This window comes from Fructilactobacillus sp. YLN 2507 (assembly GCF_059614085.1).
Map to the genome: position 1 here is coordinate 1,419,503 of NZ_CM184303.1, position 18,894 is coordinate 1,438,396.

At 37.1% G+C, this 18,894-nt stretch carries 16 protein-coding genes and 1 riboswitch; of the genes, 6 read left to right on the forward strand and 10 right to left on the reverse strand.

Going from position 1 to position 18,894, the window contains the following annotated elements:
* Positions 1 to 17 precede the first annotated feature (17 nt).
* Genes asp1 through secA2 form a run of 3 tightly spaced genes read right to left on the reverse strand, consistent with a single transcriptional unit; the run spans position 18 to position 5,257 of the window.
* On the reverse strand, positions 18 to 1,619 hold the full coding sequence (gene asp1, locus AC0GLY_RS07190; protein ID WP_496611486.1) for an accessory Sec system protein Asp1: 1,602 nt from the start codon (positions 1,617 to 1,619) through the stop codon (positions 18 to 20).
* Positions 1,620 to 1,631: 12 nt separating this feature from the next.
* Positions 1,632 to 2,870, reverse strand: coding sequence for a hypothetical protein (locus tag AC0GLY_RS07195; RefSeq protein WP_496611487.1), 1,239 nt, complete (start codon positions 2,868 to 2,870; stop codon positions 1,632 to 1,634).
* 41 nt (positions 2,871 to 2,911) lie between these two features.
* The gene (gene secA2 / locus AC0GLY_RS07200; protein ID WP_496611488.1) at positions 2,912 to 5,257 is read right to left on the reverse strand and encodes an accessory Sec system translocase SecA2; all 2,346 of its coding nucleotides are present in this window, start codon (positions 5,255 to 5,257) and stop codon (positions 2,912 to 2,914) included.
* A gap of 74 nt (positions 5,258 to 5,331) precedes the next feature.
* Between secA2 and AC0GLY_RS07205 the strand changes: the two genes are divergently transcribed.
* On the forward strand, positions 5,332 to 5,508 hold the full coding sequence (locus AC0GLY_RS07205; protein WP_496611489.1) for a hypothetical protein: 177 nt from the start codon (positions 5,332 to 5,334) through the stop codon (positions 5,506 to 5,508).
* 234 nt (positions 5,509 to 5,742) lie between these two features.
* Here AC0GLY_RS07205 and AC0GLY_RS07210 read toward each other — a convergent pair whose 3' ends face one another.
* The 7 genes from AC0GLY_RS07210 to lysA form a co-directional block, all read right to left on the reverse strand.
* Positions 5,743 to 7,626 carry an acyltransferase family protein gene (locus AC0GLY_RS07210; RefSeq protein ID WP_496611490.1) on the reverse strand — a complete coding sequence of 628 codons (1,884 nt, stop codon included), beginning with the start codon at positions 7,624 to 7,626 and terminating at the stop codon, positions 5,743 to 5,745.
* 152 nt (positions 7,627 to 7,778) lie between these two features.
* On the reverse strand, positions 7,779 to 8,858 hold the full coding sequence (locus AC0GLY_RS07215; protein WP_496611491.1) for an aspartate-semialdehyde dehydrogenase: 1,080 nt from the start codon (positions 8,856 to 8,858) through the stop codon (positions 7,779 to 7,781).
* Between the two features lie 18 nt (positions 8,859 to 8,876).
* Entirely contained in the window at positions 8,877 to 9,653 is a 777-nt protein-coding gene (gene dapB, locus AC0GLY_RS07220) for a 4-hydroxy-tetrahydrodipicolinate reductase (RefSeq protein ID WP_496611492.1), read from the reverse strand.
* Positions 9,646 to 10,530, reverse strand: coding sequence for a 4-hydroxy-tetrahydrodipicolinate synthase (dapA, locus tag AC0GLY_RS07225; protein WP_496611493.1), 885 nt, complete (start codon positions 10,528 to 10,530; stop codon positions 9,646 to 9,648). The genes dapB and dapA overlap by 8 nt, the downstream gene beginning before the upstream one ends.
* Positions 10,531 to 10,533: 3 nt before the next feature.
* A complete protein-coding gene (locus tag AC0GLY_RS07230; RefSeq protein ID WP_496611494.1) occupies positions 10,534 to 11,697 on the reverse strand; it encodes an N-acetyldiaminopimelate deacetylase in 1,164 nt (387 codons plus the stop codon).
* Between the two features lie 5 nt (positions 11,698 to 11,702).
* Positions 11,703 to 12,410 (reverse strand): 2,3,4,5-tetrahydropyridine-2,6-dicarboxylate N-acetyltransferase, encoded by a 708-nt coding sequence (gene dapD / locus AC0GLY_RS07235; protein ID WP_496611495.1) that lies wholly within the window; start codon positions 12,408 to 12,410, stop codon positions 11,703 to 11,705.
* A gap of 12 nt (positions 12,411 to 12,422) precedes the next feature.
* Entirely contained in the window at positions 12,423 to 13,721 is a 1,299-nt protein-coding gene (gene lysA, locus AC0GLY_RS07240; RefSeq protein ID WP_496611496.1) for a diaminopimelate decarboxylase, read from the reverse strand.
* Between the two features lie 105 nt (positions 13,722 to 13,826).
* Positions 13,827 to 13,999: riboswitch (Lysine riboswitch) on the reverse strand.
* A gap of 182 nt (positions 14,000 to 14,181) precedes the next feature.
* On the opposite strand from lysA, the gene AC0GLY_RS07245 reads away from it, so the two are divergent.
* From AC0GLY_RS07245 to AC0GLY_RS07265, 5 genes are all read left to right on the forward strand, one after another.
* A complete protein-coding gene (locus AC0GLY_RS07245; RefSeq protein WP_496611497.1) occupies positions 14,182 to 15,552 on the forward strand; it encodes an aspartate kinase in 1,371 nt (456 codons plus the stop codon).
* A gap of 13 nt (positions 15,553 to 15,565) precedes the next feature.
* Positions 15,566 to 16,540 (forward strand): diaminopimelate epimerase, encoded by a 975-nt coding sequence (gene dapF / locus AC0GLY_RS07250; RefSeq protein WP_496611498.1) that lies wholly within the window; start codon positions 15,566 to 15,568, stop codon positions 16,538 to 16,540.
* 65 nt (positions 16,541 to 16,605) lie between these two features.
* Complete coding sequence (locus AC0GLY_RS07255) at positions 16,606 to 17,199, forward strand: NADPH-dependent FMN reductase (RefSeq protein ID WP_496611499.1); 594 nt, start codon at positions 16,606 to 16,608, stop codon at positions 17,197 to 17,199.
* 16 nt (positions 17,200 to 17,215) lie between these two features.
* A complete protein-coding gene (locus AC0GLY_RS07260; protein ID WP_496611500.1) occupies positions 17,216 to 17,818 on the forward strand; it encodes a L,D-transpeptidase in 603 nt (200 codons plus the stop codon).
* A gap of 180 nt (positions 17,819 to 17,998) precedes the next feature.
* Entirely contained in the window at positions 17,999 to 18,757 is a 759-nt protein-coding gene (locus AC0GLY_RS07265; protein ID WP_496611501.1) for an NADP-dependent (R)-specific alcohol dehydrogenase, read from the forward strand.
* Positions 18,758 to 18,894: the final 137 nt, after the last annotated feature.

Consider the following 18,894-nt stretch of genomic DNA (forward strand, 5'->3'; position numbering starts at 1 on the left):
GAGTTACAATCTTTGGTTTAGCGATCCGTCATCACCTCCTTCCAGCGTTGCAATAATTGATCTGACTCATATTTTTCTATAAGCTCAACGCTATCAATTAAGCTTTGGTTCCAATGATGCAAGTCAGTAAGAAAATAGTTAATTTGTTCAGACAATTTATCAATCTTCGTATCCTGAAATCCGTTCCCTTTAGGAATTACCAAATCAGTCGGTGCAAAGCTAATAATTGGCACTCCAGCTGAAATTGCTGAAATTTGTTTACGTAAATCAGCTTGGCAGCTTTGGTCAATAAACAGGCGTGCCTTTGCAAAAACCTCATGTAAGTCAGCCTCATCATCAACAACTTGAATTCGAGCAAGAAAATTACCCATTTGATAAAGCTGGTGCAGCTGTTCTTGATTAAAGTTAATTTCCTCATCATCAATTTGCTCATCTAAATAATCAATCCACTCAGCTTCAGTACTAAATTCCTCAGGTTTCCCCACTTCAAAGTAACGTTGATATTGATAACTATTGACGTTTGTATCAGTTTTTGTGATACCTTGAAACCAGTTTTTCCCTAATTCATTAAATAGTCCCCGTTGTTCCCTTGTTCCATCAAGTAATAAAACTAGTTTTTCATGCTTAAATAATAGTGGAAAAACTTGTTGTAAACTAGCAGAAATAGTGTCATTATCTTGTTCCTGAAATTGCCAATAAACCATTTGCGCTTCAAATTCATTACTAGACCCTAAGTTAAAAGCAGTCGGATATGGTTCAATCGCAATTGTATCAAGGCTTGATTTCGAACTTTCCTGAGTATGAAACTGTTTTTCTAAAATTTGACTCGGGAAAACCCATTTAACTTCTTGCTCAGCGGTTGATGTATAACTAACTTTAGGTACCGAAACATCTTGGTCTAGCAAGGCAATCTTACGTACAGCTGGTAATTCGAGATAAAAGCGATTTTGTTGGGCGACTCCAGAACGAAAAGCCGCAATCACCAGCAATGGAAATTTAAAATGTCGTTTATAAAGCTCGCCAACTAACTGGTTTAAGTTTTGATATTGTTTTTGCCAAAAGATTGTCCGAAATGGTGATGCAATAGCTACTTGGTGATTGACATCCATTTCAGCAACTACTTCGTGAAAGGGAGTAAACCATTCCATTTTTTGTAATTCTTGATTTGCTGTAAGCCATCGCGATGTACTAAGAAAACCTCGATCATCATAATCATCAATTTGTTGACCACCGTCTGCCAAAAAGTGAATAACTTGTTCAATTTCAACTTGATTATGAACGCGAACTTCCATTTTTAATTCATCGTCTTGATATAGTAAGACTTGATTTCCACTATTATTAAAAAATGGTTCAAGTCCATCAGTAAGTGAAAAATCATAAATAGTAAGTGGCAATCCAGACCGTTCTTGGACTTGCTGCAAATCATCAAACGCATTCCAATAAGGAACATCTTGTAACCCGGTAGTTTGTAGATCACGATTCAAGGTGTAAGACTGTTGTAAAAAAGCTAGTTGAACAGGCTCTTCAGCATGATGTAACATTTTAGCCAAAACCACTTCTGGTAAATTAGCTAGTGTTTGATAATGATGGTCTTTAAAATTTGGAATAATTAAGCTCAATTACAACTCTCCTTAGAAAATACGATAACGATTCTTACTGTATAAGGCTCGAATTTGATCCCACAGTACCTTTATCAAAGTGACTAGAATCGCAATAACTCCAATATAAGGAGTGTAATTAGCAATGCTAGTATCATGCAATCCAATTATTAACGGAATTACAGCCATAATCACTAAGCATAGTCCCCCAAAAGTTGCCATTATGAAGAAACGTTTCAACAAGTACTTACTCGTCTCATGACCTGGAAAAACTTGGAAAATATATTCATTACTTTCTTCCATTTGGTCAGTAAGTCTTAGCGGCTGTACCGTAATAAACCCGAACGCATAGGTCAAGAGCATGATAATAATTCCATAATTAGCGATTCCCAAAATAGAGTGATGATTGGTTAATAATAAAACAAACTTTCCAAAACTACTTTGACTGATATCATAATTATCTTGAACTAATTCACGTGGGAGCATAAATAACGTTGATGAAAACATGAAAGGCATGGCTCCGGCAATTAATAGCTTGAAAGGTAAGTATGATTTACTGCCGCTTCCTTCCATTAGTGGCTTTTGAAGGGGAATTCGAAGTTCAATTTGAAGAAGCATAACTAAAATAATAATTACTACTAGCGTAACAATCGCTGCAACAATCAAATGAGAAGTAGTTAATTTGTAGTCTAAAATTCCCCAACCATCTTGCAAGGTTTTGGAAACTCCCATCAAAATTCCTGGCAAAATCATAATTGAGATTCCACCTAGACCTTTTTGATCATTCATATTTCCTAGAAAAACGGTAAACATCGCTCCGGCAACTAACACAAAAACTGCCCCGAAATTAATCGTATCTGCTGAAAGTTGAGTGCCATCTAGATAAACTGGTCTCAACGCTGGCTTAACGTACTGTAGTAACGGATAAGCTTGCAAGAAAGCCAAGCCCAAAGTGATTAGCTTTTGAATATAACCTGCTTGGCTAATTGAAAGTCGCTTAACTGAATCTAAATCTAAAGCAACAACTGCTTGCCAAATGATTAATCCGGTCATATAAGGTCCTAATCCAAGGGAGAAAAGCGTGGGAATACTAAATTGTCCCCCCACTGCCACTCCAAAGAATTGTAAATAAGTTTCCTTTTCTAAGGCTGCCTGTGCAACTGCAGTATCGATTCCCGGTAAGGTTATGTCTTGTCCAATTAACAGAACAATTAAGAAAAAAAACATCCAAAGAGTTCGCGTTAGCAAATCATGTTTTCGTAAAAATTTCATTTTAATTAGTAACTTCCCTTTCTTTATGGAAATTCCTTTCTTTATGGAAATTCAATATCAACGGTTCCATCAGCTTGAGGAATTACATCAGAATTAGTAATATTTTTCACTACTTGCAAGTTAATGGTATTCCGCATATTTTGATAAGCTTTTTGCGCCTCTTTTTGAAATTCAAAAATGGGATTAACTTGAGCAATTGAACGACTCTTAGTAACTCGCATTAACGTATCCAGCTGATCAACTTGTTCTACCCATCCTTGATCAACCGCCTTTAAAATTGCTAATCGAGCAAAGTATCGCCATTGATCAGTATGCGGCAACTTTTGCTGCATTATTTTCAAGCGATTTTGCATTACCTGTAGAAGAAGCTGTTCCTGTTCCTTATCAGATAAATCATTTAGATTTTGTTCCGTGTGAAAGGTAGAATCAAGATTTTGATAAATAAACTCCAATAGCGAACTCTCAGGATTATACATTTTTTCTTTATCATTAACAAATTGATGAGCGACTTGCTTAAAACAGAAATCAATAACTGGCTGTAAATTATCAGACTGCATAATCAAATTTCGTTCTCGGTAGACACTATCTCGTTGAATTCGCGAAACTTCTCCATATTGTAAGGTATCAAATCGCGCGTTTCGTTCTTGGTTAGTCAAAGTCCGTTGAGCCGCATTAATTACGGTTCGGTATCTTCCCTTATTGCTCAAAGTTTGTTTTGCTCGTTTAGCATTGCGATATGCAAACTTCCGTACGCGTTTAGGCGCGTTTTCGGTAACAACTTTATCCTCTAAAGAAACGTAGAAGACACTTTCGCCTGGCGCTCCTTGACGTCCTGCTCGTCCCCGCAACTGGTTATCAATTCGACGGTTTTGCATCCGTTCAGTTCCAAGCACTAATAATCCGCCTAAAGTTTCAACTTCCTTGTCAATCCGAATATCAGTTCCACGTCCAGCCATTGAAGTGGCAACGGTAACAGCTCCAACTTCGCCAGCATGTTTAATAATGTCTGCTTCTTTAACCTCGCTCCGTGCATTCAACAAACTATGTGGAATACGCTCTTTTAATAGTAAGTTAGAGTAAAGGATTGATAGCTCTAAAGAGCCAGTTTCAATTAAAACCGGACGCCCCTTTTGATGAGCACTTTTTACAACATTTAGAGTAGCCATTAATTTAGCTCGATTCCCAATAAAAAGATGATCAGGCAAATCTTTACGGATGTTAGGCTTATTGGTGGGAACTTTAAAGACGGACAAATTATAAACTTCCAGAAATTCCCTTTTGTCAGTCGCTGCCGTTCCAGTCATTCCCGCTAATTGATGGAACATTCGAAATAAACTTTGATAAGTAATTGTAGCCATCGTTCGTTGTTCCACAGAAATCTCAACTTGTTCTTTAGCTTCCAAAGCCTGATGCATCCCGGCTTGCATCTTCATTCCTTGTAATTCACGACCGTTTTCCGCATCAATCAAAACCACTTCGCCATCTTTAACAATGTAATTTTGGTTTCGTCTTTGAACGTAATTTGCTCGTAAAGCCAATACTAAATGTCGATACAAATCTTGCCATTCTTTGGCGAGTAAGTTATTGACATCCAAATATTGTTCCATTTTAACAATACCTTCAGGTGTAAACCAAGCATTTTTTAAATCATCACTAATCTTGTAATCAATATCTTCAGAAAGTAATTTAACCACTTGATCAGCCGTTTGATAGTAATTTGATTGAACTCGTGGAACTCCTGAAATCACTAACGGAGTCTGCGCTGTATCTAATAAAACCGAGTCTGCCTCATCAATTAAAGCAAAATTTAATTCTCGCAAATGTTGGTCACTAATTGACTTAGCTAAATTATCAAATAAGTAATCAAAACCCAATGTACTGTTCGTAGTATACACGATATCAGCAGCATAAATTTTATCTAAATCCCGATCCTCTGGTTTTTGACCCATTTCTGGAACTGCACTTTCAACCGTTAAACCAAGCCAACGATACAAATTACCCATTTCTTTGGCATCTCGAGCAGCTAAGTATTCATTAGCTGTAATCAAAAAGTTGCCGGACCCCAACAATCCATGAAGATACATTGGCATCGTAGCTGTCAACGTTTTTCCTTCACCGGTTTTCATTTCGATGATGTTACCGTCTTCCATGGCCACCGCTCCCAATATTTGCACCGGAAAAGGACGAATCCCTAAGACTCGCTCACAGGCTTCGCAAACAATCGCATAAGCTTGCGGCAAAACATGTTTCATTTTTTTTGAATTATCTTGAACTTCCTGCCGTAGTACTTGTGTCTGCTGTTGTAAATCTTCATCGCTCATCTGTTGATAGTGTGGAGCTAAGGTTTGAATTTTCTTAACAGTCTGTTGATACTTTTGCTTTTGCATTAAGCTAATGATTACCACCACCTTTCTTTAACGTGATTGCTTTTAGATTTTATAAATTATATAATGACCCCACTATGAAAAATAATAAAAGTTTACTTGAAAGCGATCTGGAAAAACGCTTTGACCAATTAGAAAAAGGGCATCCAGAGCCTGAGCAACTAAATAAACATGACATAATGGTAAAAGTGGTGATTAGTATCTTAGCAATTATTTTAGTAAGTTTAGTTTTAATCCCACTATTTAATTTTTAAGGGTATTTAGTAATAATCTCTCACTTATTCTAACATTTATAATCTTGATGTAAATGGAATTTAAAAAATTTATTATTGTAATAAATTACAGTGTGGCGCGGTTTACTAACATTTCTATATTTAGCAACTATTAACACTTATACTGGTAATAAAATTAAAAATAAAAAACAACTAAATTCTGAATTTTATCAGAATTTAGTTGTTTTTTTGTTACACATGCGATATTTTTTAACATTACCTATTCAAAATTTCCTTCGCAACAAAGCTAGCATATTTAATTGATCCTTCTTTATTGGGATGAGTAGCATCACTGTACAACCAATCAGAATGATCTTTAACGTAATCATTCCAATTAATAACCGACAAATTATGATATTGCTTTTGAGCATTATTCAAAACTTCATTATTAGAATTTTGCCAAGATTGAGTTGGAACATGAACGTTTATCCAATAAACATGTCGTTTTGATCCGGCAATTTTCATAATTTGTTGAATTGTTTCATCTTTAATTTCACCATTAGTTCCTAATCCAATTATGACATTTTTACCCATTAATCCTTGATTAGCAATACTTTGTAAACGGGCAACGCCATCATTAGTTTGCCGAGAAACAGCAGCATCAATGTAAAGTCGTGGAAAGATTTTTTGTAAATCATCCCGTCCTGCCAACATCACTGAATCACCAATTGCACAACCGGAGAATTTCTCAGCTTTATTTAACTGGCTACCAGTTAAGCCTTCTTTCTCAAATTCTCTAACATCAGCTTTAGGTCGTTTAATCGCTTGTTTATTTTTAATTTTTTTAGCTAAATTTTTATTTTGCTGTTTTTCCTGCTTCGAATTATGCTGAATCCGTTTGGCCAACTGAGTATGGTTAGCTTGATGTGGGTTAACCAATGTAGATTGAATCATCCCCACAATCCCCAAAGCTAAGACAATTAGTAAAACAATTTGTAATTTAGATAATTTTTTAAGTTGTTGCATAATTTTATGTGTCAACGACTTATAATCGTAGCGACCAAATGGTATTTGAATAAATCGATATGATAATTCAGAAAACACTCCAATTAATAACAGTTCAATTACACCATACACAAATTGATGATCAGCAATATCTTTGAATTTATCTCCAAAAAAGACAAACACAGGTAGTTGATAAACGTAAATTTCATAACTCCGTGAACCAATCCAATTAAAAATCGGATTCGTTAACCACTTATTCCAGCTTCCAGCATTTGCTAATACAGCCCACATTGTTAAAACCGTGGCAAAGGAAAAGAGTGCCATTCCTCCATGATAAAGAAAAGTCGATTGTGCTCCAACGGTAAAAACTAAAATAGCCATTCCGATTAAGCCAGTTCCACCAATTAAATTAAAAAAAACATTTTGTTCTTTACCAACTTTATGCATTAACCGATCACTTGGCCATATCACTGCTAAAGCAGCTCCAAATAAAATCGAAAACATACGGGTATCAGTACCATAATAAACCCGACTAGGATCAATCCCATGGCGATATAACAAAGCCATTTCAATAATAGATAACAGTGCTAACCCCAAAGCAGCATATAAAACTGGCTTTTGTTGTAATTTATCAGTAACGGATCGATTTCGATTAAAAAGTCGTAAAATTAAAAATACTATCAACGGCCAAATTAAATAAAATTGCCCTTCCACTGCCAGTGTCCATAAATGAGTAAAGGGCGACTGGGATCCAGCAAAGTTTTGGAAATAAGATTGTCCATTTAAAATTTCATACCAATTATAAGTATAAGTTAAATTAGTAATGATACTTTGCCACAAGTTGGCTAATAAATTACGTTGGAAGAAAGTAATGTAAGCAGCCGTCGCAAAAAGCATCACAATCAAAGTTGGGTACAGTTTCTTGACTCGTTTATACCAAAAGTTACCGTAATCAAACGTGTTCGTCAAACGATATTCACTAACTAAGTGATCAGTTACTAGATATCCTGACAAAGTTAGAAAAATGGGAACACCTAAATAACCTCCACTAAATAATTGTGGGTTAAAATGATACAAAATCACTCCAATTACTGCCAAGGCTCTCAACCCAGTAAATCCGGTAACAAATCGATGTTTAACTTTTTTATTTTCCATAATTTAGACTACATTCCCATATTATTTGATTAATTAACTTTATTGTAAATCCTTTTTAATTATATACTTATCTGAATAATTACGAAAACAAAAATCCCATCACTACAACCAATTGTTTGGTTGATATGATGGGATTTAAGCTACTTTATAAATTATTTTCCGTAGTACTCATCAGGAACATGTACCAAGTCATGCTCAACTAATTTTTCGGCAATTTGTACTGTATTAGCAGCTGCACCTTTTAACAAGTTATCAGCCACCACCCACATGTTATAACTACCTGGATTTTCAGGATCTTTACGTACTCGACCAACAAAAGTTTCTGTATGCCCCTCAGCGTCAATTGGTTGAGGATAAATTTGGTTAGCTGGATCGTCTTGAAGCACTAAGCCATCCCCGTTTTTGATTAATTCTTGGACCTTCTTGGTATCCAATTTACTTGGATCTTCAACTTCAAAAAAGACTGATTCACCATGACCAATCACAACCGGAACCCGAACACAAGTTGCATTAACTTTGATTTCGGCAGAATTCATGTCGCCAGCCATAATTTTCTTAGTTTCATGAACCATTTTCCATTCTTCATGAGTTGAACCATCTTCTTCAAAAACATCAATTTGAGGAAGAAGGTTAAAAGCTAATGGATAATGTTTCTTTTCACCCTTCACAGGGAAAATTTCAGCAGTCATTTTTTCACCATCTAAATGCTGTTGGGCTTCATGATCAAGCTCGTTAATGGCGGTTTGTCCTGCACCAGAGCCGGCTTGATAAGTAGAAACAACCACTTGTTTCAAACCAGCAACTTCTTTAATTGGTTGCAAAGCAACTACCATTTGAATCGTAGAACAGTTGGGATTCGCAATGATTCCCTTGTGATCGTAAATCGCTTGCTCATTTACTTCGGGAACTACTAATGGAACTTCAGGATCCATTCTAAAAGCGCTAGTATTATCAACCGCTACCGCTCCACGTTTCACAGCTTCTGGTAAGAATTGCTTTGAAGAAGCACCACCAGCAGAGGCCAATACAATGTCAACATCATCAAAAACTTCAGGAGTAGTTTCTTCAACTACAACATTTTGTCCTTTAAATTGTAAAACTTTCCCAGCAGAACGACTAGAAGCTAAAAATTTAACATTTTTAACTGGAATTGATGATTTTTCTAGTTGGTCAATCATTCGGGTTCCAACAGCCCCAGTAGCACCTAAAATTGCGACATTATATTCTCTCATAGTTAATTATCCTCTTTTTTATAAAACGTTTTCTAAACCAATTTCAAAGCCATTCAATTTTTGAATGTTTTTAATGGCAATATTCAACCCATGCATAAATGAAGCCCGATCAAAAGAATCTTGACGAATCGTTAAAGCCTCTCCCTGTCCGCCAAAAAGCACTTCTTCATGAGCCACATAGCCTGGTAAACGAACGGCGTGAATGTGAACGCCTTCGTAGTCGGCCCCACGAGCTCCTGGAAGCGTTTCAACCGTTGGGTATTCAGGTCCCTTAGTTTCGCGACCGGCCACAATCATTTTGGCAGTATTAATGGCAGTTCCAGAAGGTGCATCCTTTTTATCAGCATGGTGCATTTCGATAATTTCAGCATCCGGGAAATACTTTGCTGCTTGTTTAGCAAATTGCATTAAGAGCACAGCTGATAAACCAAAGTTAGGCACAATTAAGCCTTTGGCATTCGTTTGTTCAGCAAGCTTTTCTAATTCAGCAACTTGAGCTTCGGTCATTCCACTCGTTCCAATCACAGGGACCATCTTGTGTTCTAACGCAAATTTAGCATTTTCAAAGGCCCCAGTAGGAGTGGAAAAATCAACCCACACATCAGCATCCGTTTGAATATCAGCTAGTCGGTTAAACACTTGACAGTCATTTAGCAACCCATAGTCAGCCGCATCCGTTGTTTTTAAATTAGGACTGTAAACGGCCACTAATTTCAATTCCGGATCTGCTTCAATCATCTTACAAGCTTGAGTTCCCATAGAACCTCTAAAGCCTGCTACTAATACTTTAATCATTTTCGGCCTCCTTTTCACCAACTGCAATTAATAATTCAGTTTGTTGATCTTCATTTAAATCAACGATTGGTAACCGACACCCTCCCACGTTTAACCAGTCATGGTTTAACAAAAATTTCACTGGAGAAGGTGATGGGAACATGAATAAAGCTTGCATCTTAGGAGTTAATTCTCGTTGTACTTGTCCAGATAATTGAATATCACTATTCATTAATTGATACATGCGTCGTAAGTCTGACATATAAAGATGCGCGGCCACTGAGATAACACCTTGACCACCGACTGTTTTAGCAAACAAAGCTTGAGGGTCTTCTCCCGTGTAAGTAAGAAATTCTGCAGGCGTATTTTCTACAATTCGTTCAAAGTCTTCCATTGAACCACATTGCTTAACTCCAATAATATTCGGATAATGGCTTAATTCAATAATCGTATCAACGTCCATCGTAACGCCAGTTCTACCCGGAATGTTGTACATAATAATTGGCAAATCAGAAGCATCTGCCACGGCTTTAAAATGAGCTTTCATTCCAATTTGATTGGGTTTGTTGTAATAAGGGACCACCACTAAAGCAGCAGCAATTCCAGGAATTTGTGCCACTTCCTTGGTGAAATCAATTGTAGCTTGCGTACTGTTACTTCCCGTGCCCGCAATAATTGGAGCGCGACCGTCAACAATCTTAACAAATTTTTGATAAAGCTCGATTTTTTCATCGTGAGAAAGAGTTGGTGTTTCCCCAGTAGTTCCTCCGATTAAGAAACCAGTCCCCCCTTCTTGAAGCAAACGATCCGTTAATTTTGCTAATGCAGCAAAGTTAATTTGATCATGACAATCAAATGGGGTGACAAGTGCGGTAATAATATCAGCATTATTAAACATGATTTACTCCTTTTCGTTCATTCGATGAGTTAGAAAGCCAGTAATGGCTGTGATTCCAGGTTGAACAGCATTTACATTAGGAACTAATTGACTAGAATGAAGTTGATGATTTGAATCACCAATTCCTAACCAAAACATGGTTCCCGGAATCTTTGATAATAAATAACCAAAGTCTTCCCCAGTCATGGCTGGCTCAGTTTCTTGATAACTAATCTCAGGATTTTCTTCCATGTAGTTAATGAAATCAGCGGTTAATTTCGGATTGTTTTCAACAGGTAAGTAGCCGCCTTGATTCAATTTCAAATCAACTTGGCAATCGTAACTAGTGGCAATCCCATTGGCAACTGATTGCAGCCGCTCATCAATGTGTTTAATCATGGTTTGGGTTAACCCCCGAATCGTACCTTTTAAATGAGCAGATCCAGAAATCACGTTTCGAATTGTTCCCGCTTCAAACTGACCAAAAGTGATAACGCCGCCTTCGATTGGGTCAACACTTCGAGAAATAATCGTTTGTACTTGATTAACAAATTGACTGGCAGCGACAATCATATCATTGGCAAACTGAGGATAAGCCGCATGCCCTTGAACTCCTGTAAAATCAACATCAACTTCGGTCGTTCCAGCAAATAAGGTTCCCATTCGACAACCAATTGTTCCAGTAGCTAATTGGGGGTTATCATGTAACCCATAAAACTCATCAGGCCGCCATTGATTAGTAAAGACCCCATCTTCGTAAGCTAACTTACCCCCGTTTTCACTTTCTTCAGCTGGTTGGAAGAAAAACAAGAGATTGTCTTGCGGTTGATGTTCAGCAAAGTAACGTAACGTGCCTAATGCGACTGTCATGTGAATGTCATGCCCACAGGCATGCATTTTACCAGCATGTTTGGAAGCAAAACTTAAGCCTGTTTCTTCATTAGTAGGGAGTGCATCAATGTCAGTCCGATAACCGATTGTACGTTTGGGATTGGTGCCATGCAATAACACGAGAATTGCTGTAGGTAACTTTTCGGGTACTTTAATTTCAGTAAAATCAGTGTTGGCCGTAAACTGTTTAATTTGTTTCATTAAATAGTCATGAGTTTCAAATTCGTGTAAAGCTAATTCGGGAATTTGATGTAAATCTTGATAAATTTTACGTAAATCTTGATCAAGCTCTACCATAGTGTCTAACCTCTTAAATCGTCTTCTAATTTAGTCTTATCGATGGTTTGTTGGTTAACATCCTTAATTTTTTTAGCGGGCATTCCAGCAACCACCGTGTAAGGAGCAACATCTTCAGTAACCACGGCACCGGCAGCAACAACGGCACCTTTTCCAACGTGAACCCCTTCAATCACAACGGCATTAGCCCCCACTAAAACATCATCGTCAATCCGAACCGGTTCGGCACTAGCTGGTTCAATTACTCCCGCTAACACAGCTCCAGCCCCAATGTGACAGTGTTTTCCAACTAAGGCTCGACCACCAAGCACGGCACCCATATCAATCATTGATGCTTCACCAATTTCAGCACCAATGTTAATTAAAGCCCCCATCATAATCACGGCATCCTTACCAATCTTAACTTGATCACGAATCACAGCACCTGGTTCAATTCGGGCATCAATGTCTTTGGTATTCAATAATGGGACAGCTGAGTTCCGGCCGTCGCTTTCAACTTCAGAAGCTTCGATTTGTGCAGCGTGATTAGTTAATATCGGTTCAACTGCGGCCCAATCACCAAAAATTACCCCCGTGTTGCCATTGATAAAAGTGGTAATGGTATCAGGAAAATCAATTTTCGCTAAATCACCCTTTAAGTAAACTTTAACCGGGGTTTTCTTTTTAGCGTTTGCGATGTATTGAATAATTTCGTGAGCGTTTAGTTCAGTCATGTTTTTCTCCTCTTAAATATCTAAGTTTTTGTCTAAATGAATTAGGTCAGCATAAGTTTCTCGTTCAATTACAATTTGTGATTTACTATTTTCTACAAAGACGACAGCGGGCCGTGGATTGAGGTTATAGTTGGAAGCCATCGAATAACCGTACGCACCGGTTGCAAGTACTGCAATCACATCCCCTGGATGTAAAACGGGAAGTTCAATGTCTTTGATTAAAATATCACCAGATTCACAGTACTTTCCAGCAACCGTTACTAATTCAACATTGTCATCGTGGACATCATTTGCCACCACGGCATCATAATCAGCGCCATATAAAGCGGGACGAATGTTATCTCCCATTCCTCCATCAACGGCGACGTACTTTCTAATTTCTGGAATAGCTTTACTTGATCCAACCGTGTAAAGGGTCGTTCCCGCTGGTCCGGCAATCGAACGACCTGGCTCAATCCACACAGCGGGAAGTGGTAACCCTCGGTTTTCGGTTTCGCACCGTAAGGTGGTTAAAATTTGTTGTACAAAATCTTCGGGACGAATGGGATGATCAGCATCTGTATACTTAATTCCAAAACCACCACCAACGTTGATAATTTTTGGCATGTAACCAAAATCATCATGCCAATGTTGCATTAATTTAACTAATTTTTCGGTTTCAATCTTGAAACCGTCCGTTTCAAAGATTTGGGAACCAATGTGAGAATGCACCCCCACTAAATTCATGTTTGGCTCCTTTAAAACTTGTTGTAAAGCTTCATCAGCTTGCCCAGTTAAGATATCAAAGCCAAACTTGCTATCTTGCTGACCAGTTTGAATAAATTCATGCGTATGAGCCGAAACAGCAGGTGAAACCCGTAACATAACATCCGTCGTGGCGTTTTTTTCAGCTAACACATCACTTAATAATTGAATTTCATAAAAATTATCTAAGATAATCACTCCGACGTGGTGGTCAACGGCCATTTCCAGTTCTTCGCGAGACTTGTTATTACCATGAAAACTAACATGATCCATTGGGAAACCAGCTTTAATCGCAGTATAAAGTTCGCCTCCAGACACCACATCAGCATGAGCATCCTCTTGGGCTAAAACTTGATACATTGCGATACAAGCAAAAGCTTTGCTGGCATAACTAACCGCATAATCAATGTCATTTTCCTTAAAAACGCGTTGAAACGCGTGAATCTGACTTCTGATTTTACTAATATCATAAACTTGTAGCGCCGTCCCATATTGTGCGGCTAAATCAGTCGCTGGAATTCCACCGATTATTAATTGATTATCTTGAACTTCGTTGCTATCCAACATGTATGGATCCTCCAATTTTTTTCGATTAAATTGAAATTATAAAAAAAGAGTCTATTTTGCGGCAGCTCCGCAAAAATAGACTCCTTTAAAACACTTTCAGAATCGATTATACATAGCTCCCCGGAATTAAATCCGACAGTCCATAGTTTATTCAACTATGTCCCAGCTTACTAAGCTCCATTTCACTTAGTGCTTCGGCAAATAACCCTTTCGTTTGTTTCATAGTCCAATGGGAACTCCCCAAACTAGTCTTATTATTTGCGACCTCTATTTGATTTACTAAATCATAACGAATTCAGCAACTTTCGTCAATACTTTTCCTCGATTTAATGTATCATTCGTAAATTTATTTATTTCTATAATATTAAACCGGATAATTGTCGTATTTTATCCCTAAAAGGGTTGCCGACCTGTTAAAATAGTGATAATTTCGGTTTAACAAATTTGCGAGGTGGAAAAAATGAAAGTTGTAAAATTTGGTGGTAGCTCATTAGCTGATGCAGACCATTTTGAACAAATTATTAAAATTATTAAAAGTGACCCCGAACGAAAAGCCGTTGTTGTCTCTGCTCCTGGAACTCGGTTTAAGGGTGATATTAAAGTAACTGATTTATTAATCAGGTATGCGGATCAAGTACTAAGTCACGAACCTTCGGAAAAGACCCAAACTGAAATTATTAAACGTTACCAAGCCATTGCTGACCACTTTGAGCTACCAGAAAACGTAATGGAACGAATTGCAACCACAATCCAAGCGCTCCCAACCCAAACTTATGCGGATGACGAATTCTTAATGGCTGCCTTTAAAGCTCAAGGGGAATATTTAAATGCCTTCTTGTTAGCTGCAATTTTAAACAAAATTGGCATTCCTACCCAGTTTATGGACCCCCAAAAAGTAGGTTTTTTGGTGAGTGATAATGCACAAGACGCTAGCGTTTTGGCTGAGACTTATAAAAACTTAACTAAGTTTCGTAATTCCGAACAACACTTAGTTTTTCCTGGCTTCTTTGGCTTTACAAAAAATGGTAAAATTGCAACTTTTTCCCGTGGTGGTTCTGATATTACTGGATCAATTGTGGCGAAAGGATTAGCTGCCGATGTCTACGAAAATTTTACCGATGTTGATGCAATTTATTCCGTTGATCCACAAATGGTTAAAAATCCAAAGAGTATTAAAGTAATGACATATCGTGAAATGCGTGAATTATCATATGCTGGCTTTTCCGTTTTTCATGACGAAGCGATTTTACCAGCAATTGATGCTGAAATCCCCATCAATGTCCGCAATACGAACCATCCTAATTTACCAGGAACAATGATTGTCCCTGAACGAAACTTCACACCCAGCGGCTTAGTAACAGGAGTTGCTAGTTCAAATCGCTTTGCAGCTCTTTATTTACACCGTTACTTGCTAAATAAGGAAACTGGCTTTACCCTCAAATTATTGAAAATTTTATACAAATACAATATCTCTTACGAACACATGCCTTCTGGAATTGATGATTTAACTATCATTTTTGATAAACGTCAATTTACGCCTGAGCTAATCAACCAAATCTGTGCTGAAATTCAAACCGTTTTAGAGCCTGATCAATTGGAATGGATTGATGATTATGCCATTATTATGATTGTTGGTGAAGGAATGCAAAAAAGTCCCCATACCATTGAAGATATCATTCGTCCTCTCAGTGATCATAAAATTAAAATTCACATGATCAATCAAGGAGCTTCCAAAATTGCAATTATGTTAGGAACGAATGAATCTGATGCCGAACAAGCGGTAAAATTAGTTTACCAACACTTTTTTGATAATAATCGAATTTTTGATTAGAAAGGCTAATCTTATGACAAAATTACTCAAGGTCCATGGATCAGAAAACACTTTTTACATTCTTGATCTTACTCAATTTGAAAAACAACCTAACTATACGGAAATTTCAAAATTAGCAGTCGCAATGAAAGCTAGTAATAACACCAACTTAAACAATATTGATGGGATTTTAGTCGTTGAGGAATCTGCTCATCCTGATTGTTTAGGAAAAATGACCGTTGTTAATGCAGATGGTAGTTTAGCATCAATGTGTGGTAATGGTTTACGAACCATCACTCGTTATTTAGCCGAAAAATTTGGCAAAACAAAGTTCAAAGTGGAAACGCAAGATGCCGATTTGGATGTTGAAAAGGAACCTGATTTAGCAGGGCATGTCCCTGCTTATGGAGTCCAAATTTCCCCAGTACGATTTGACCATAAAGATTTTCCCTTTGAAAACTTAGGGACCGACGAAATTCATGATCAAATGTTACCTCAATTAGATGATCAATTAAAATTCACTGCCATTGCTGTGCCTAATCCGCATTTAATTAGTTTTGTTCCTGATGCCGTTTTAAAGACCGATAAGCTAGAAAAATTAGGAACTTACTTAAATGGAGAAAATCCCTACTTTACGGATGGAGTTAACGTTAACTTTGCAAACATTCTAGCGCCTGATACGCTCTTTGTGCGCACCTTTGAACGAGGAGTGGGTTTCACAAACGCATGTGGAACCGGAATGACTTCAACCAGTTTAGCCTATGCTCTTAATCATTATGAGGGTGATTTTGATCGCATAATCACTGTATATAATCCGGGCGGGATGGTTAAAGTACACGTCCAAAAAACGGGAGATGATTTCCACCTTCAATTAATTGCAAACGCCACTGAATTAGGAACTTTTACAATTGATGCTAAAGATTTATTTGACTATCATTTTGCCGCAGGAACTTATCAACCAACTGATGAAGAAAACCATTATCAAGCTTGGGTCAAAAGTTTAAACTAATTTTAAATAGCTTACTAAAAGAAAGTGTTATCCTAGAAGTAGATTAATTAAAGGATGGCATGATAATGACTAAAATTAACGTAATTCTAGGTAGCGTGCGTGAACCTTCTATGGGAAATCGCTTGTTTACTTATTTAAAAAATAACCAACTGGAATTGGAAGCTGAAAATGGAATTCAATTAAACTTTATCAAGGTGGGAGATTATCAATTAAAACCTTATAATCAGCCACTACCCCCATTAGCCACACCCGATTATCCCAATAACTTGCCAGAAAATGCCAAGCAATGGGTCAACGATGTCTCTGATGCAGACGGAATTTTAATTTTAGCGCCCGAATATGACTATTCCATTCCAGGTGCTTTAAAAACGTCCTTGGATTATTTAGCCAAAGGCATGGATGGCAAACCCGTTCAAGTCATTAGCTATTCAATGGGAAAAGTCGGTGGATTACTAGGCATGATGGCTTTATTACCCGTTTTCCAAGTTCTCAATATGATTACCTTAAACCACAATTTACAACTTGCTAATATCCAAAAAGTCTTTGCAGAAGATGGAAACTTTATTCCAGAATTAGCGGAATCAGAAAAAATTTACTATCGAAATCGAATTGCACAAATCATTAAAAACATTTCACATTATAGTAAACTAATAAAATAAGAAAAGAAGTTTATACATGATAAAAAAGACAAAAATTGTCTTATTAATTGGGTTACTGATTTCAGTAACTTCATTATTCTTTTTTTCTAGTCAAAAAGCTAACTTATTAAAACCTAGTTATACGGAACTGAATGGCAAAAAAGTAGTTGATTGGAAGAAACCAACTGCCAAGAAATACGTTGATTTAACTAACGTTCCAGCCAAAGATTTAAAAATTGTGGTTAATCAAAAACACCAAACGGTGAACGTTTATAAAAATAATAAATTAATTGAACAGTTCCTTTGTTCAACTGGAAAACGTACCAAAGAAACATCTACTCCAGTTGGAACCTTTGCAATTGAACCAGAACATGGAGATTGGTTCTACAATGCCAACCCAGATGTTGCTGAAGGGGCACGAAACTTCGTCAGTTTTAAGGATCACGGAGTTTACCTCTTCCACTCAGTCGTAATGAACAAAGATAACCAACCAATTATGAGTCGTCAAGGTCGACTTGGTCACCCTAATTCACATGGTTGTATCCAAATGAGTTTGCCTGATAACGTTTACTTCTACAACACTTTCTCACAACCCGATAAAGTGGGCACCAAGGTTGTGATTGAACCATTTAATAAATAGCATTGAAATCATAATACTGAATTGAAAAACAAAGAGCACTTTCGATAATTATTCTTGAGATAATTAATTAAAATCGAAAGTGTTTTTAATTGGCATTATAAGCTTTAAAATACCATTTTTCGTTGAAGCGTCTACAATAGAAATGTATATACTTTTTAAAAATAGAAAGGATCGTTAAAGATGAATCAAAGATTATCAGGAAAGGTTGCCATTATTACCGGAGGTTCTAAGGGAATTGGTTTTGCAACCGCTCGCCGTTTTGCTCAAGCAGGTGCATCAGTTGTAATTACTGCTCGAAATGAAACTGAAGGAAAGAAAGCTGCTGAAGAAATAAATCGAGAATTTCCTAACAGTACCAAATTCAAAAAACAAGATGTTTCTAATTCAGCACGTTGGACAGAAATTTTTGAAGAAACCGAAGCCGATTTTGGACCTGTTACTACGCTAGTAAATAACGCGGGAATTGGAATTGGTAAATCCATTGAAGATACAACCGACGAAGAATGGGAAAAAGTAATTGGAATCGATTTAACCGGAACTTTTTATGGGATTCGTGAAGGAATTCATCACATGAAAAATAAAAATAATGGTGCTTCAATCATTAATATCTCATCGATTGAAGGAATCGTTGGTGATCCTATCTTAGGTGCTTATAATGCTTCTAAAGGTGGAGTGAAAATGATGTCAAAATCAGCTTCCCTTGATTGTGCGTTAAAAGACTATGGAATTCGAGTTAATTGTGTTAATCCTGGATACATTAAAACTCCAATGATTCCTGCAGAACTTGATCAATATATGTCACAAAGAAGTAAAACCCCTATGGGTCATCTTGGAAAACCAGATGATATCGCCTATGCCTGTGTTTATCTTGCATCGGACGAATCAGCATTTACTACCGGTACTGAAATGGTAGTAGACGGTGGCTACACTGCTCAATAAAACTAATAAAAAAAGGCCATTCAAATGAATGACCCCTTTCAACGTAATTACTCCTTATTTTCGTACTTGCTTGCACAAATGACGAAAATGAAATTAATTACTACAAATAAAAACAAAAGCAAATTTTTATCTCTTTT

Coding starts and splice junctions, on each gene's coding strand:
- AC0GLY_RS07245 (WP_496611497.1), top strand. CDS start 14,182: ATGAAAGTTGTAAAATTTGGTGGTAGCTCATTAGCTGATGCAGACCAT.
- AC0GLY_RS07230 (WP_496611494.1), bottom strand. CDS start 11,697: ATGGTAGAGCTTGATCAAGATTTACGTAAAATTTATCAAGATTTACAT.
- AC0GLY_RS07205 (WP_496611489.1), top strand. CDS start 5,332: ATGAAAAATAATAAAAGTTTACTTGAAAGCGATCTGGAAAAACGCTTT.
- AC0GLY_RS07195 (WP_496611487.1), bottom strand. CDS start 2,870: ATGAAATTTTTACGAAAACATGATTTGCTAACGCGAACTCTTTGGATG.
- lysA (WP_496611496.1), bottom strand. CDS start 13,721: ATGTTGGATAGCAACGAAGTTCAAGATAATCAATTAATAATCGGTGGA.
- AC0GLY_RS07210 (WP_496611490.1), bottom strand. CDS start 7,626: ATGGAAAATAAAAAAGTTAAACATCGATTTGTTACCGGATTTACTGGG.
- AC0GLY_RS07255 (WP_496611499.1), top strand. CDS start 16,606: ATGACTAAAATTAACGTAATTCTAGGTAGCGTGCGTGAACCTTCTATG.
- dapA (WP_496611493.1), bottom strand. CDS start 10,530: ATGTTTAATAATGCTGATATTATTACCGCACTTGTCACCCCATTTGAT.
- AC0GLY_RS07215 (WP_496611491.1), bottom strand. CDS start 8,858: ATGAGAGAATATAATGTCGCAATTTTAGGTGCTACTGGGGCTGTTGGA.
- secA2 (WP_496611488.1), bottom strand. CDS start 5,257: ATGCAAAAGCAAAAGTATCAACAGACTGTTAAGAAAATTCAAACCTTA.
- dapD (WP_496611495.1), bottom strand. CDS start 12,410: ATGACTGAACTAAACGCTCACGAAATTATTCAATACATCGCAAACGCT.
- AC0GLY_RS07260 (WP_496611500.1), top strand. CDS start 17,216: ATGATAAAAAAGACAAAAATTGTCTTATTAATTGGGTTACTGATTTCA.
- dapF (WP_496611498.1), top strand. CDS start 15,566: ATGACAAAATTACTCAAGGTCCATGGATCAGAAAACACTTTTTACATT.
- AC0GLY_RS07265 (WP_496611501.1), top strand. CDS start 17,999: ATGAATCAAAGATTATCAGGAAAGGTTGCCATTATTACCGGAGGTTCT.
- dapB (WP_496611492.1), bottom strand. CDS start 9,653: ATGATTAAAGTATTAGTAGCAGGCTTTAGAGGTTCTATGGGAACTCAA.